This is a genomic window from Stappia taiwanensis (assembly GCF_014635285.1).
Lineage (GTDB): Bacteria > Pseudomonadota > Alphaproteobacteria > Rhizobiales > Stappiaceae > Stappia > Stappia taiwanensis.
Map to the genome: position 1 here is coordinate 787,138 of NZ_BMCR01000001.1, position 14,201 is coordinate 801,338.

General features: G+C 66.2%; 14 protein-coding genes and 1 pseudogene. 4 read left to right on the forward strand and 11 right to left on the reverse strand.

Annotated features, from left to right (window positions below; all coding sequences use genetic code 11):
- Window positions 1-18 precede the first annotated feature (18 nt).
- The 8 genes from IEV83_RS03490 to IEV83_RS03525 all read right to left on the reverse strand — a co-directional run bounded on the left by IEV83_RS03490 (window position 19) and on the right by IEV83_RS03525 (window position 7,742).
- Window positions 19-951, reverse strand: a complete 933-nt coding sequence (locus IEV83_RS03490) for a LysR family transcriptional regulator (RefSeq protein ID WP_244628043.1) — start codon at window positions 949-951, stop codon at window positions 19-21.
- Between the two features lie 90 nt (window positions 952-1,041).
- Window positions 1,042-2,475: a gamma-aminobutyraldehyde dehydrogenase gene (locus IEV83_RS03495; protein WP_181761566.1), complete on the reverse strand. Its 1,434-nt coding sequence runs from the start codon at window positions 2,473-2,475 to the stop codon at window positions 1,042-1,044.
- Window positions 2,476-2,544: 69 nt separating this feature from the next.
- Complete coding sequence (locus IEV83_RS03500; RefSeq protein WP_181761567.1) at window positions 2,545-3,594, reverse strand: ABC transporter ATP-binding protein; 1,050 nt, start codon at window positions 3,592-3,594, stop codon at window positions 2,545-2,547.
- Between the two features lie 3 nt (window positions 3,595-3,597).
- Complete coding sequence (locus tag IEV83_RS03505) at window positions 3,598-4,401, reverse strand: ABC transporter permease (protein WP_181761568.1); 804 nt, start codon at window positions 4,399-4,401, stop codon at window positions 3,598-3,600.
- The gene (locus IEV83_RS03510; RefSeq protein ID WP_181761569.1) at window positions 4,394-5,218 is read right to left on the reverse strand and encodes an ABC transporter permease; all 825 of its coding nucleotides are present in this window, start codon (window positions 5,216-5,218) and stop codon (window positions 4,394-4,396) included. The genes IEV83_RS03505 and IEV83_RS03510 overlap by 8 nt, the downstream gene beginning before the upstream one ends.
- 84 nt (window positions 5,219-5,302) lie before the next feature.
- Window positions 5,303-6,340: an ABC transporter substrate-binding protein gene (locus IEV83_RS03515; protein ID WP_181761570.1), complete on the reverse strand. Its 1,038-nt coding sequence runs from the start codon at window positions 6,338-6,340 to the stop codon at window positions 5,303-5,305.
- Between the two features lie 70 nt (window positions 6,341-6,410).
- On the reverse strand, window positions 6,411-6,887 hold the full coding sequence (locus IEV83_RS03520) for a DUF3830 family protein (RefSeq protein WP_181761571.1): 477 nt from the start codon (window positions 6,885-6,887) through the stop codon (window positions 6,411-6,413).
- 93 nt (window positions 6,888-6,980) lie between these two features.
- A complete protein-coding gene (locus IEV83_RS03525; RefSeq protein ID WP_181761572.1) occupies window positions 6,981-7,742 on the reverse strand; it encodes a gamma-glutamyl-gamma-aminobutyrate hydrolase family protein in 762 nt (253 codons plus the stop codon).
- Window positions 7,743-7,998: 256 nt separating this feature from the next.
- Here IEV83_RS03525 and IEV83_RS03530 point away from each other — a divergent pair, with 256 nt between their 5' ends.
- Window positions 7,999-8,898: a LysR substrate-binding domain-containing protein gene (locus tag IEV83_RS03530; RefSeq protein WP_181761573.1), complete on the forward strand. Its 900-nt coding sequence runs from the start codon at window positions 7,999-8,001 to the stop codon at window positions 8,896-8,898.
- Here IEV83_RS03530 and IEV83_RS03535 read toward each other — a convergent pair.
- On the reverse strand, window positions 8,895-9,389 hold the full coding sequence (locus IEV83_RS03535) for a MarR family winged helix-turn-helix transcriptional regulator (protein ID WP_181761574.1): 495 nt from the start codon (window positions 9,387-9,389) through the stop codon (window positions 8,895-8,897). The genes IEV83_RS03530 and IEV83_RS03535 overlap by 4 nt on opposite strands.
- A 78-nt stretch (window positions 9,390-9,467) precedes the next feature.
- On the opposite strand from IEV83_RS03535, the gene IEV83_RS03540 reads away from it, so the two are divergent.
- Window positions 9,468-10,352: an EamA family transporter gene (locus IEV83_RS03540; protein ID WP_181761575.1), complete on the forward strand. Its 885-nt coding sequence runs from the start codon at window positions 9,468-9,470 to the stop codon at window positions 10,350-10,352.
- Window positions 10,349-11,020, forward strand: coding sequence for an NAD(P)-dependent oxidoreductase (locus IEV83_RS03545; protein WP_181761576.1), 672 nt, complete (start codon window positions 10,349-10,351; stop codon window positions 11,018-11,020). The genes IEV83_RS03540 and IEV83_RS03545 overlap by 4 nt, the downstream gene beginning before the upstream one ends.
- A gap of 85 nt (window positions 11,021-11,105) precedes the next feature.
- Here the strand turns inward: IEV83_RS03545 and IEV83_RS03550 are convergent, their stop codons facing one another.
- Window positions 11,106-11,948 (reverse strand): phosphoenolpyruvate hydrolase family protein, encoded by an 843-nt coding sequence (locus IEV83_RS03550; protein WP_181761577.1) that lies wholly within the window; start codon window positions 11,946-11,948, stop codon window positions 11,106-11,108.
- A 13-nt stretch (window positions 11,949-11,961) separates the two neighbouring features.
- Window positions 11,962-13,152: pseudogene (locus tag IEV83_RS03555) on the reverse strand (Tm-1-like ATP-binding domain-containing protein); the annotation flags it as partial.
- A gap of 373 nt (window positions 13,153-13,525) precedes the next feature.
- Here IEV83_RS03555 and IEV83_RS03560 point away from each other — a divergent pair.
- Entirely contained in the window at window positions 13,526-14,092 is a 567-nt protein-coding gene (locus IEV83_RS03560; protein WP_181761579.1) for a hypothetical protein, read from the forward strand.
- Window positions 14,093-14,201: the final 109 nt, after the last annotated feature.

A 14,201-nucleotide genomic window follows, 5' to 3' on the forward strand; every position in this document is an offset into this window, starting at 1 on the left:
GAAAAATCGCGGGGCCGGTCAGTCGATCCAGACCATCTCCGGATTGGCGCTGGCGCAATAGTCGGCGGTGCAGCGCTTGGCCTGACGCACGATTTGGCGGATGAACTCCTGGCGCAGGCTCGCCTGATAGGAGGCAATGATCGGCATCGGCGGAAAGCGCTTGGTCACCCGGATAGGATGCAACAGGCCCATCTGCAATTCACGTGCGATGGTCACCGTCGGCACCGCGCCGACGCCGAAGCCGTCGATCAGAAGGTTGATGATGGCGAACAGCGAATTGCAGCTCGTCAGCTTCGAGGCGAGCGCCTGCTCGTCGTGAAAATAGGGCGCAACCATCTGATATGGCGGCGAATTCTTCGGGAAGGAGATGATCGGCAGATCCGCCAGCGCCGCCACCGAATAGACCCGTTCCGGGTCGATCAGCTTGGGCGAACCGGCCCAGCTCATCTGGAAGACGCAGGCCGTGTAGCTGCGAAATCCCTCATCGAGCACCGGATGCAGGCAGAAGACCAGGTCGAACTCGCCCTTGCGCATCCCGGCCACCAGCGGCTTGGTGCCATCGACGGTCAGTTCGATTTTCAGCCCCGGAAACTCCCGGTGCAGCGCCTCGATCAGCTGCGGCATCCAGGTGGAGGAAACCGAGTCGATCGCCCCGATCCGCAAGGGTTCATGGCTGTTGTGATCGGCGCCGGACAAGGAGTCCTTGAGAGAATCCATCCCCGCCAGCACGGATTCGAAATGCTGGAGAACGTTCTCCCCGTCGGAGGTCAGCGCGAAGCGCCCCTCGCCGCGGATCACCAGCTTGCAGCCCAGCTCGCGCTCGATCGAGGCCAACCGGCTGGAAATCGCCGGCTGGGTCGTGTTGAGCTCCTCCGCCGTCCGCCCGAAATGGCGGTTCCGGGCGAGCGCGACATAGGTTTTCATGTCCAGCAGGCGCATCAGGAGATCCATGGCAGTTGCCCGCATTCCCTAGCAGATCGCACCGGCTGGCCCCAGGCTTTTCGTGAAGGGCCGGCCCGAAAACCGGGCCGGCAGCCGCCGTCAGGAGGCGATCATCACATGGCGGGCCTGGGTGTACTCCAGCAGGGATTGCATAGACAGATCAGAGCCGTAGCCGGAGTTCTTCATGCCGCCATGCGGCATTTCGGTGGCAAAGACGCCATGGGTGTTGACCCAGGTGACGCCATATTCCAGCGCATTGGCCACCCGCATCGCCGCCGAGGCATCCCGCGACCAGACCGAGGAGGCGAGCCCGTATTCGGACGCATTGGCGAAGGCGGTCGCCTCCTCCGGCGTGTCGAACGGGGTCAGCGTCACCACCGGCCCGAAGATCTCCTTCTGCACGATCTCGCTTTGCAGATCGGCGCGCACCAGCGTCGGCTGGTAGAAGAACCCGGCGCCATCAGGCTGGGCACCGCCGGCGACGATCTCCGCCCCATCCGCACGCGCGCGGTCAACGAAGCCGGCGACCCGGGCCTGCTGACTGGCGCTGATCAGCGGACCGAACTCGACATCATCGCGCTCCGGCTCGCCATAGACGAGGCTTTCGACCATGTCGCCGAGACGGCGGGTCAGGGTCTCGGCGATGCTCCGCTCGGCGAACACCCGGCACGCGGCGGTGCAGTCCTGCCCGGCGTTGTAGAAGCTGGCCTCGCGCAGGGTTTCCACCACCGCATCGAGATCGGCATCCTTCAGCACGATCACCGGCGCCTTGCCGCCCAGCTCCAGATGGGTGCGCTTGATGTGCTCGCCCGCCGCCGCCTTGAGAATGGCCCGGCCGGTGCGCACATCGCCGGTGAGCGAAATCATCCGCACCAAGGGATGGGAGATCAGCGGCTGGCCCACATCCGGCCCGTTGCCGCACACCACGTTGACCACACCGCGCGGCAGCACCGTGTCGAGGATCTTGGCGAAGGCCAGAAGGCTGAGCGGCGTGTTCTCCGAAGGCTTGATCACCACGGTGTTGCCGGCCGCCAGCGCCGGCGCCAGCTTCCACGCGGCCATCAGCAGCGGATAGTTCCACGGCGCAATCGAGGCGATCACCCCGAGCGGATCGCGGCGCAGCATCGAGGTCATACGGTCGGAGCGATAGCCGTTCGCGGCGACGCCGGGAATGTTGCGCACAGCGGTCGCGAAATAGCGGAAGACGTCGGCGACATTGGCAAGCTCGCCAGCAACGACGAACCGCAAGGGCTTGCCCGCATTGAGCGATTCCACCCGCGCCAGCGCATCCGCATTGGCCTCGACCGCATCGGCGATGGCCCACAGCATCCGGCTGCGCTCCTTCGGCGTCGTCCGCCGCCACTCGGCAAAGGCCTCATGGGCGGTGCGCACCGCAAGGTCCACCTGCTCGGCGCTGGCCGACGGCACCTCAGCCAGCACCGTGCCGCGTGCCGGATCGTGCGCCGGCTCCGACGGGCCTTCGCCCGCGACAAAGGCTCCGCCGATGAACAGACGGGTCTCAAACTCGCTCATAATCCATGTCTCCGTTCAATGTCAGCAGCCTGCCCGCCCCGGTCAGCGCCGGGCGGCGACAGGCGAAAATCACGACTGCGGCAGCGCCCGGATCCGGGCCGGGTCGACCGTGAGGCCAACGCGGCTGCCATCCTCAAAGACGGTCTCGGTGCCGGCGAGCACGCGGATCTCGGTCCCGGCGACATGCACCACATAGCGGTTGCGCGCGCCCAGATAGATGCGGGTGCCGATCTCGCCGACGATCTGCCCCTCGCCTTCCGGACACAGGATGACGTCCTCCTGGCGCAGGGCGAGCGTCGCCGCGCCGCGCCGGCTCTCGTCGGAGGAAAGCGGCAGCGACTGGCCGTCCTCCAGCCGCGCGGACAGCGTATCGCCGGTCTCCGAAATCACCGCCGGCAGCAGATTGGCCGCGCCGAGGAAGTTGGAGACATAGCCGCTCGCCGGGTTGGTGTAGATCTCGCTGGGCGCGCCCTGCTGCTCCACATTGCCGCCATTGAGCAAGACGATACGGTCGGACAGGCTCAGCGCCTCTTCCTGATCGTGGGTGACGAAGATCGTCGTCAGGCCAAGCCGTTTGTGGATCTCGATCAGCTCCACCTGCATGTCCTCGCGCAGCCGTGCGTCGAGGTTGGACAGCGGCTCGTCGAGAAGCAGCACGCTCGGCCGGGAGACAATGGCCCGCGCCAGCGCCACGCGCTGCTGCTGGCCGCCGGAAAGCTGGGTCGGCTTGCGGTCGGCGAGATGCCCGAGCTGCACCGTCTCCAGCGCGTCGCGCACCTTCTCGGCCTGCTCCTCGCGGCTGCCGATGCGGCGCATGCGCAAGGGGAAGCGAACGTTTTCGGACACCGACAGATGGGGCAAGAGCGCGTAGGACTGGAACATCATCGCGATGTCGCGCTTTTCCGGCGGCAGCGCGGTGACGTCGCGCCCGGCCAGTTCCACCGTGCCGCTGGTCACCCCTTCGAGGCCGGCGACGATGCGCAGCAAGGTGGTCTTGCCGCAGCCCGAGGCGCCAAGCAGGCTGATGAACTCGCCGGACGGAATGTCGAGGGTGATGCCATGCAGCACCTCGACCTTGCCGAAAGCCTTCTTGATCTGTGTGAGACGGACATCAGCCATGGGTTAGGAACTCGCGAATTTCTGCACGCCGAGCAGGCGGTCGATGATCAGGATCAGGGCGATGGTCAGACCAATCATGATGGTCGAGACGGCGGCGACCGACGGGTCGGGACTGAACTCAAGCTGGCCATAGATCTGGACCGGCAGGGTGGTCAGCCCGGGCTTGCGCAGGAAGAGAGCCAGCACCGCCTCATCGAAGGAGATGTTGAAGGCGAAGAACGCCCCGGCCACCAGGCCCGGCCGGCACTGGGGCACCACCACCAGCCACAGCCGCTGCAGCCGGTTGGCGCCCATAGTCTGCGCCGCTTCCTCAAGAAACGGATTGGATTCGGACAGTACCGCCAGCGTGGTGCGCACCACATAGGGAATGGTGATGACCGTATGGCTGAGCCAAAGGGTGACGATGGAGACCGGCCCGAACACCGCGCTCCACAGCATCAGCATGCCGATGGCATAGATGATGGTCGGCAGCACCAGCGGCGACAGGAAGAAGGTGGCCAGCGATCCGGAGAACGGCAGCTTGCGCCGATGGATCGCAATGGCCGCCGCCCCGCCGACCAGCGTCGCGGTGAGCGTGACCAGGATCGCCACCCGCAAGCTGATCCAGGCGGCGCTGACATAGCTGTCCGAGGACAGGACCTGCTCATACCAGCGCAGCGACAGGCTCGACGGCGGAAAGGCGATAAACTGGCTTTCGGAGAGCGAGACGCCCACCACCACCACCAGCGGGGCCAGAAGGAAGATCGCGGTCAGCACCACGAAGATCACCACGGCAATGCGCAGCGGGGTCGAAATGGCCTTAACCATTGGAGCGTCCTCCGGCCAGACGTGCATAGGGCACGAGAATGAGCAGGATGCCGGCGAACAGGATGACGGCCTGCGCCGCGGCGAAGGGCCAGTCCAGCGTCTGGGTCACCGACCGGTAGATCGAGGCGGCCAGAACCTGGATGCGCGACCCGCCAAGCAGGTTGGGCGTCACGAAGGAACTGGCGGACAGGGTGAAGACCAAGAGCGACCCGGCGACGATCCCCGGCACGGCCAGCGGAAACACCACGGTGCGCAGGGTCTGCATGAAGGTGCAGCCCATGGTGCGCGCGGCTTCCTCAAGGCGCCGGTCGATGCGGGTCACCACACCCAGGATCGACAAGGTCATGAACGGCAACAGCACCTGCACCATGCCGATGACGATGGCCAACTCGGTCTGCATGATCGAGAAATTGCGCTCGGCAAGGCCAAGGTCACGCAACACCTGCGGCACCAGCCCGGAGCGGCTGAGAAGCACCATCCAGCCGAAGGTGCGCACCACCACGCTGGTCATCAAGGGCAGGATGACGAGAACGATCAGCCAGAGCCGCAGGCGCGGGCCGACCCGCGCCATGATATAGGCAAGCGGAAAGCCGACCGCCGCGCAGATCACGGTGATGATCAGCGACAGACGCACGGTCCGCCAGAGCACGTTGAGATAGTAAGGGTCGCCCAGAAAGCGAGTGAAATGGTCCAGCGTCGGCCCATTCTCCCCGGACACCGACAGCACCAGCATCTGGGTGATCGGCACGAAAAAGGCCAGGGCGAGCAACAATAGGCCTGGTAAGACCAGCAGCGTATTTTCCGCGCGATCGCTCATCGGGGTCCCGTACTCCTTGCTCGGTCTCATTTAAAAAACCACCGCGCGGCCCGAGCGGCCGCGCGGTGGCAGGTTGGGTATCGATCAGCGCGCGATGGTGCGGTTCCAGGCGTCGACCCACTCGGAGCGCTTGGCCTCGATGACGGTCGGGTCGAAGCGGATCAGACCGGCAACGGCCTCCTCGCCATAGGCGACGTCGGCGGCGACCTCACCGTCCAGCACCACCTTGGCGTTGGTCGGCGAATAGCGCAGCTGCTCGGCGAAGCAGGCCTGGGCCTTGGCCGAGATCGACATGTCGATGAACTTCAGCGCCAGCTCCTGATTGTCGCGGCCCGCGACCAGATTGGCGGTAATGAAGCTCGCCGGCGTGCCTTCCTTGCCCTGGACGAACGCCGCCGGCAGACCGGCCTTGCGCAGGGTGTAGGCATAGTCGGAGGCGTAAGGCGCGACCCATGCGTCGTTCTGGGCGAACTCCTGCTGGATCTCCGGCGAGGTCGACACCACGATGGCACCGTTGTCCAGAAGCTCGGTGACCGCGTCGAGACCCGGCTGGATGTTGTCCAGGCTGCCGCCCTTCACCTTGTTGAGCATCAGGAAGCCGAGCATGCCGTAGCCGTTGGAGATGTCGGTCAGCACGATGTGATCGGCATAGGCCTTGTCGAGCAGGTCGGACCAGGAGGCGGGCTCCTTCGGCACCGTCACGCTGTTGTAGACGAGCCCAATCGCCGCGATCGAGTAGGCCGGGCCTTCGCCGGCGGCAAGGTTTGCCTTGGCGAAGTCGTAAAGGTCGGCCGCATTCGACAGGCTGGCCGGGTCGATGGGGGACAGCAGCCCTTCTTTCGCGCCAACGATTTCCTGGCCGCCGGAGAAGTGGATGACGTCGAACTGGGGCGCTTCGGCCTGGGCCCGCAACTGGGCGAAGGCGTCCGCCGAATAGGCGGTGACAACCTGAACTTTGGCGCCGGTGGCCTCCTCGAACGGGGTGATCACGCAGGCCCGGTGCGCTTTTTCATACGCGCCGCCAAAGGAATTGATGGTGATGGTCTCACCCGCCGCGAAGGCGGTGGAGGCCATCAGGGTTGCCAGGCCGGAAACGGCAATCGTCGAAATTACCTTCTTCATCACAGTGCTCCTCTCCTTGATTATCGCAGCTAACAAAGGGTGCGGCCGAAGCCCGACCGCACCCTGAAGATCATCCGAGGCGACCAAGCTCAATGGTCTTGACGCCTTCCTTGCGGATCAACCGGCACTGCTCGGCGATGGCATCGAGGCCTTCGGTCATCCGGGCGAAATAGGTGCAAGGAATCCAGCCGGTCGGCCCGAAGGTACGCCCGCCCACGCCGTAGAACATGCCGATCTCCCAGAACTCGTCCGGGTCGATCTTGAAGAAGTTCTTCGGCTGGTAGAACCACAGCATATCGCCGGGCTCAGGCAGCACGGTCTGGTTTTCCGGCGGCAGGGCGGTCGGGTCGAAATTGCGTGCGCTCTCCGGCAGCCCCATCATGATTTCCGGACCGGAGAAAATCGCATGACTGGCGGGAACCTGGATCGGCGTTTCCAGCGCGCCCCACAGGGCCTTGCAGGTCTCCGGAGCGTTTTCCCAATAAAGGGAAATGATGCCCTGGACGCCGGATTCGATAAATTTCAGATAGAGCTTCTTGTCTGTCATGGTACCTTCACCGCTGTAAGATACAGGCATTTCAAGGCATCCGCGGCATTCTGTCCAATTCGAATGCGGAATTCTGCCGATAGATTTTTTTTATCACGAAGCATCCGGACGTAGGGTCATTGCCTTGCGTGCCTGCGTACCGACATATCGCCAGAATGCAAGGTCGTGATGTCGCCCTTCCGGCTGCCATTCCGGGTGCCATTGCACCGCCAGCACCGGCGCCTCTCCTTGCGTGGCCGACAGCGCCTCGATGACCCCGTCCTCGGCGCGCGCCTCGACCGTCAACCCCTGGCCCACCGTGTCAACCCGCTGGAAATGCACGCTATTGATGGCAATCGGCCCGGTGCCGACCAGATCGGCCAGCACGCCGCCAGCCTCGGCCCGCGCCCGATGGCCATAGGTGAACATTTCCTGCAGATCCGCCTCCGCCGGCGCATGGTGCGAGACCTCCACCCCATCGATGGCGCGCTCGTCCGCCAGCGTGCCGCCGAAGGCCACGTTGAGCTCCTGCAGGCCGCGGCAGATGCCGAACAGCGGCTTTTTCGCCGCGATGGCCCCGGCGATCAAATGCAGGGCCGTTTCATCGCGCGGCGGATCGAACGGTGGCGCACCAGCCGCACCACCCCCATAGCGGGAGGGCTCGATGTTGGAATTGGATCCGGTCAGGAGCACCGCGTCGACCCGGGCAAGCAACGCCTCCGCTTCCGCCGGGCTGGCGGTCGGCGGAACGATAATCGGCAGCGCATCGGCATAGCGCGACACCGCATCGAGATAGCGCTGCTTGACGATGCTCGCGGGCTCGCCTTCCACCTCGCGACTGCAGGCGATCACGGCAATTACGGGCTTGTTCGACATCAGCACTTGGGGCCTCCGGTCAGGACGTCGTTGCAATGGGTTAGCGCAAGGAGAAGCGGACCGTGTACGCACCGCCGGCGATCCGCGAAGCGAATCGCGCCCGCTGGCACTGTCGCGAAGCCACCGCTGCTCCCGACAAGGTCATGCACCTTGCGCGGCGACACGATCTAGCAGTTTCTGCCGGTGCGGAAAGCAGAGATTGTTTCCCCCTCCCCGGTGCACTAGGGTTTCCACCCCATTTCGGACCCATGCCATCATGCCCCTGCCCAACCTCCCCCCGCTCCACCTGATCCGCGCCCTGCATGCGGTCGGCCGCACCGGCAGCATTCGGCGCGGGGCGACAGCGCTCGGGCTCTCGCACACGGTGGTCAGTCGGCACCTGCGCAATCTCGAAGCCTGGGTGGGGACGAAGCTGCTTGCGCGCGGCCCGCTCGGCGCGACCCTGACGCCGCAAGGACGAGCACTGTTCGAGGCCGCCGACCATGCCTTCGCCGCGCTGGAGGCCTCCTTGGAAAAGCTGATGCCGCAGCGGGACGCGGCCAGCCTGCGCATCTGGGCCATGCCCGGATTTGCCGGGCGCTGGCTCGGCCCGCGCCTTGCGGAGATCGAACGGCTGCTGCCCAATCTGGAGGTGGCGATCCGGGCCACGGAGACCCTGCCCGATTTCAGCGCCCATGAAGCGGATCTGTTCATCGGCTTCGCGCCCGATGCGGTGATCCCGCAGGCAGCGCAGGTGCTGGTGACACCGCGCATGTTCCCCGTTGCCAGCCCGGGATGGATCGCCCGCAATGGGGTGCCCGCCTCCCTTGCCGCCCTGGCCGAACAATCGCTGATTCACGAGCGCGACCATGGCCAGTGGCGTCGCTGGCTGGCCGCTGCCGGGGTGGAACCGCGCGGCCCGCTCTCCGGTCCCAGGTTGTGGACGGCAAGTCTCGGGCTCGATGCCGCCGCCGCCGATCAGGGCATCGCCCTGGCCACCCAGCTCAGCGTCGCCCGGGAGATTGCCGATGGCAATCTGGTGGAGGTTCTGAACACCGACATCACCATCGGCAGCTACTATCTTCTGGCCGCGCCGGAGCGAAAGAACAAGTCGCCGGTGGTCGCCTTCCGCGCCTGGCTGACCGAGCAGCTCGCCGCCGCTGATCTTGCCAATTAGCCTTCGGGCGGCTCGAATCCCGCAAGCCATTTCGCCAGCAGCCGATCGAGCGTCCGCCGCTCCTCGGGCGTAAGCGGCGCCATCATCCGGTGCTGATTGTCCACATGGGCACTCACCGCCGCATCGATCAGCGCGAATCCGGCCTCGGTCAGGGCGACGACAAAGCCGCGCCCATCCTCCGGATTGCGGTCGCGCCGCACCAGGCCGGCCTTTTCCAGCCGGTCGATGCGGTTGGTCATCGTGCCTGAGGTGACCATGGTCCAGGCCACCAGATCGGACGGGCTGAGCGCGTAAGGCGGCCCCGCCCGGCGCAGGGTCGCCAGCACATCGAAGCTCGCCGCATTGAGCCCATGGGCCTCGAACACCCGGTCCATGCCCTTGCCCAACTGCGCCTGCAAGCGCTTGAGCCGGCCGATGGTGCCCATGTCCGCCACATCGAGATCGGGACGCTCGGCCCGCCACTGAGCGAGAATTCTGTCTACCTGGTCCATGGCGACACCATCTGAAGATTTTATCTTGACGTCAAGCTTTCTCGACTTATTTTGACATCAAGATAAATGAGGAACGCCATGTCCCGCACCGCCGATCTCATCACCACCGCCGCCGCCCCGACGATCTGGGGCAGCACCTACATCGTCACCACCACCCTGCTGCCCGACGGTTTCCCGCTGACGGTCAGCCTGTTGCGCGCCCTGCCCGCCGGCCTCCTGCTGCTGCTCTTGGTGCGCCAATTGCCGCCCGTCGACTGGCTCGGGCGGCTCGCGATCCTCGGCGCGGCGAATTTCGCCGTGTTCTGGTCGCTGCTCTTTGTCGCCGCCTACCGGCTGCCCGGCGGGGTCGCCGCCACGCTCGGGGCGACCCAGCCGCTGCTGGTCCTGCTGCTGGCCCGCGCCGCCCTGGGCCAGCCCGTCCGGCCGGCCGGCGTTCTCGCCGCGCTTTCAGGGATTCTCGGCGTTGGCCTGTTGATTCTGACGCCTGCCAGCGAGCTGGATGCGCTCGGCATCGCCGCAGCCCTCGGCGGCGCGCTCTCCATGGCGGCGGGCACCGTGCTGACCCGCAAATGGCAACCGCCGGTCTCGCCGCTCACCTTCACCGCCTGGCAACTGACGGCGGGCGGGCTGCTGCTCCTGCCGGTCGCGCTGCTGGCCGAACCGGGCTTTCCCCTGCCGACGGCCACCAACATGGCCGGGTTTCTCTGGCTCGGCCTGATCGGCGCGGCGCTGACCTACTTCTTCTGGTTTCGCGGCATTGCCCGGCTCGGCCCGGCCAGCGCCACCGCCTTCGGTTTTCTCAGCCCGTTGAGCGCCATCCTGCTCGGTTGGCTGCTGCTGGACCAGAGCCTTTCCACCACCCAGGCACTCGGCGCGGTGATCGTCCTCGCCAGCGTCTGGTTCGGCCAACAGGCCGGACGCCTGCCCCGTTCCCCCTCCCTCACAGAAGGAAAGACAGCATGAAAATCACGATCTTCGGAGCCACCGGCGACGTCGGACGTCAAACGGTGCGTGAAGCCCTCGACCGGGGCCACACGGTCACCGCCATTGCCAGATCCCTGAAAGCGCTGGAGGCGTTGCCCGGGCCCCTCACCCGCGTCACAGCCGACCTTCTGGCGGATGGCGGCACCGCCGCTACCCTTGTCAGCGGACAGGATGCGGTGATCGGCGCCCTGCGCCCGCCGGCCGGACATGAACCGGATCTGGTCCGGCTGACCGAAGCGCTGCTTGTGGCGGGTGAGAAGACCGGCGTCCCCCTCTTCATCACCGGCGGCGCGGCCACGCTGAAGCTTGCCGACGGCAGCGGCCACACGGTGCTGAGCGCGCCGGATTTCCTGCCCGATGCGGTGCGCCCCATTGCCGAGGCCTGCGCCGCCCAGGACGCGCTGCTGGATCGCGTCAAGACGGCCAACTGGACCTGCCTGCGCCCGCCGGCGATGCTGCTGCACGGGCCGCGCACGGGAAACTATGCCCTCGGCAGCGACACGCTGGTCACCGACGCACAAGGCCAGTCGCAGATTTCCTATGCGGATTTCGCGGTGGCGATGCTCGATCTGGTCGAGGCGCCGGCAGCGCCGCATCGCAAGCTGACCGCCGGCTGGCGGGCCGTGCCCCAGGCGCTTGTGAGCTAGGCGATCGAGCGGCAGACAGCAAAAGGGCCGCCCCGCCTTTTCGACAGGCGGGACGGCCCCTGACCTTCGCTTCGCAAGCGCCCGGTTACCCGGCCTTCGTCATCGTGATGGCCTTGAACGCCCGGGTCTGCTCGGTCATCGCCACCTCGGTCGGCAGCCGCTCCATCGACGAGGCCCCATAGAACCCGTGACAATGGCGAGTGTTGGCCAAGACGTATTCCGCATCCGAGGGCATGGAGATCGGCCCACCGTGGCACAGGACGATGAGGTCCGGATTGACGGCAAGCGCCGCTTCCGCCCATGCGTCGATCAACGGCGGGCAGGCCTCCAGCGTCACGGCGGTATCGGCGCCGATGCTGCCGCCGGTGGTCAGACCCAGATGGCAGACGATGATATCCGCGCCGGCCCTGGCCATTGCCTCCGCATCGGCCTCGCTGAACACATAGGGCGTCGTCAGCATGTCCTTTTCCGCGGCAAGGCGGATCATCTCCACCTCAAGCGCGTAGGACATGCCGGTTTCTTCCAGGTTCTGCCGGAACACCCCGTCGATCAGACCCACGGTCGGGAAGTTCTGCACGCCGGAGAACCCCAGCCGCTTCAGGTCATCAAGGAACATGTCGAAGTTGCAGAACGGATCGGTGCCGTTCACCCCGGCCAGAACCGGCGTCGATTGGGTCACCGGAATGACCTCGGAGGCCATGTCCTTGACGATCTCGTTGGCGTTGCCATAGGCCAGAAGCCCGGAGAGCGAGCCGCGCCCGGCCATGCGATAGCGCCCGGAATTGTAGATCACGATCAGGTCGATCCCGCCCGCTTCCTCGCATTTGGCCGACAGGCCCGTGCCGGCGCCGCCGCCGACGATCGGCACGCCCCGGGCCTTCATGTCCTGGAATTTCGCAAGCAGTGCCTTGCGGTCGAATCTCGGCATGGTCCTGTCCTTCTCAGTCGATGTCACGCAGCGCCGCAATGGCCGCAGCCGCAAACTCGGGCGAATTGATGTGATGCGGCACGCGGATCAGCTTGCGTGTCGCCGAGGGGATGAAGCGGGCGGTGATGGCGGTAAACAGCGCCGCGTCCGCCTCCGGATCCCAGAACGGCAGATCGGGCGCATCGAGAGCCGACACGCCGCCTTCGGGAAGCAGGAACCGCACCGGGCCTTCCATCTGGTTGAGCCGGCCGGCGATCCAGTCGCCCATGCGGGTGTTTTCCTCCGCCGTGGTGCGCATCAAGGTCACCTGCGGATTGTGCTCGTAGAAATTCCGCCCCTTGTAATGGGCCGGGACGGTGGCCGGACCACCGAAATTCACCATGTCGAGCGCGCCGCAGGAGCCGACATAGGGAACCCGGTGGCGGATGATCGCGCCGAACCGGTCCTCATCGGCGGCCATCACCCCGCCCATCATCATGTCGCAGATCTCGGTGGTGGTGAGGTCGACCACCGCGCGCATGTAGCCGCTGTCGACCAGCTTTTCCATCGAGCGCCCGCCAACGCCGGTGGCATGGAAGACGAAGGGCTCGTAAGCATCCTCCAGCCCGGCGGCGACCGCCTGCACGGCTGCGGTGGTGACGCCGAACATGGTCAGCGCCAGGCCCGGCTTTTCGGCCTCGGACGGCGCGTCAACCGGCGGATGCTGGATCATGCCCGCCATGGCGGCGGCGCCATTGCCCAGCACCTGCCGCGAGATCGCGTTGAGGCCCTGCACATCCGTCACCGAATACATCATCATCATGTCGCAAGGGCCGACATAGGGCGCGACATCACCAGACGCGACGGTGGAGATCATCACCTTGGGCACCCCGACGGGCAGAACGCGCATGGCCGGGGTGGCCAGCGCCGTGCCGCCCGAGCCCGCCGCCGAAATCAGCCCGCCGATCTGGTCCAGACTAGCCGCGACCCAGGCCTCGAAGGCCTGCGACATGGCCGAAACGGCGGTGCCGCGATCGCCGGTGAAGACCGCCTTGGGCCCGCGCGGATGGGCGGCGGCAATCTCGCCCGCTGTGATGTCGGTCCCTGCGTCCCCGCCCGTGGTCGACAGATCGACGGTCTTGCAGGCGACCCCTGCCGCCTTCAGCCGGTCGGCCAGATAGGTCAGCTCGGCGGATTTGGTGTCGAAGGTTCCGGCGACAAGCACGGGTCTGGCGGTCATCTTTCATTCCTCCATGGGCAGTGGCGTCAGGTCACACGCGCGGCGCCCCACCCCCATCTGTTGTTGTTGCAAGCTGGCCTTCACGCGCTCCCTGCGGCGCGGGCCACAGGGCTGAACCGCAAGCGATGGTCCGCCATCGACTTGACAGGCTCAACCGGTCGCGGCACCACACTTGGGTAAATTGGGGTAAGAAATGACGCCATCAGACACAAACCCCGCGTTGCTGCATTGGCAGATCTGGCGCCCCCGTGCATCAGCGCCGGTCCCCTCTGGCATCCTGACCTTTGCGCCGGGCGGCGCCGATCTGGGGCTCCCGCCAGAGGTCGCCCTGCATTTGCCAACCGCTGCGGGAAATAAGGTGCTGCTCGACGCGCTCACGCAGCCGGCGGGGCACCCGCGCACCACGGCGATCAAAGACAAGGCGGCCGGACTTTTCATGGCCGATTGTTTCCTGCATGTGGAGCGCACGGCAGAGATCCTGCGCGCCGCCGGCATCGAGTGGGTCTGCAACCTGCCGACCGTCGGCCAGCACGACCGCGCTTTTCAGCATGTCCTTTCGCAGGTGAACATGGGCGTGGACCGGGAGCTGGCCGTGTGTGACGCCTTCCGCACGCGCGGCTTCCGCCTTCTGGTCGCGGTCAGCGAAGCGGAAGCGGCCCCCCGGTGGGCCCGCCTCGACCCGGAGGCGATTGCCCATGTGCCGGGGCTTGCCGCCTTCCGCACCGGCCGCCCCGCACTCTCGCAGCGCCGGGCGGCGGAAGCGGAGTTGCGCGCCGCCCTCGCCGCAAAGGGATGGAAGGGGCTGTTTCTCCCCTATGGCAACCCGGAGGAAGGCGCCGCAGTGAAGGACGAAGCCGGCCCCTGCCTGTGCCCGCCCTATCCATGGCCGGGCACCTGGGGAGCGCAAGAGACTGCTGCCGGATGATCCGCGCGTTCGCGCTCAAAGAGCCGCACATGCAAACGGCGGGACGCACCATGCACGCATCCCGCCGCCGGTTTTCTCAGTCTCGGGGCCGGAAGCCCCCGGAAGCGCC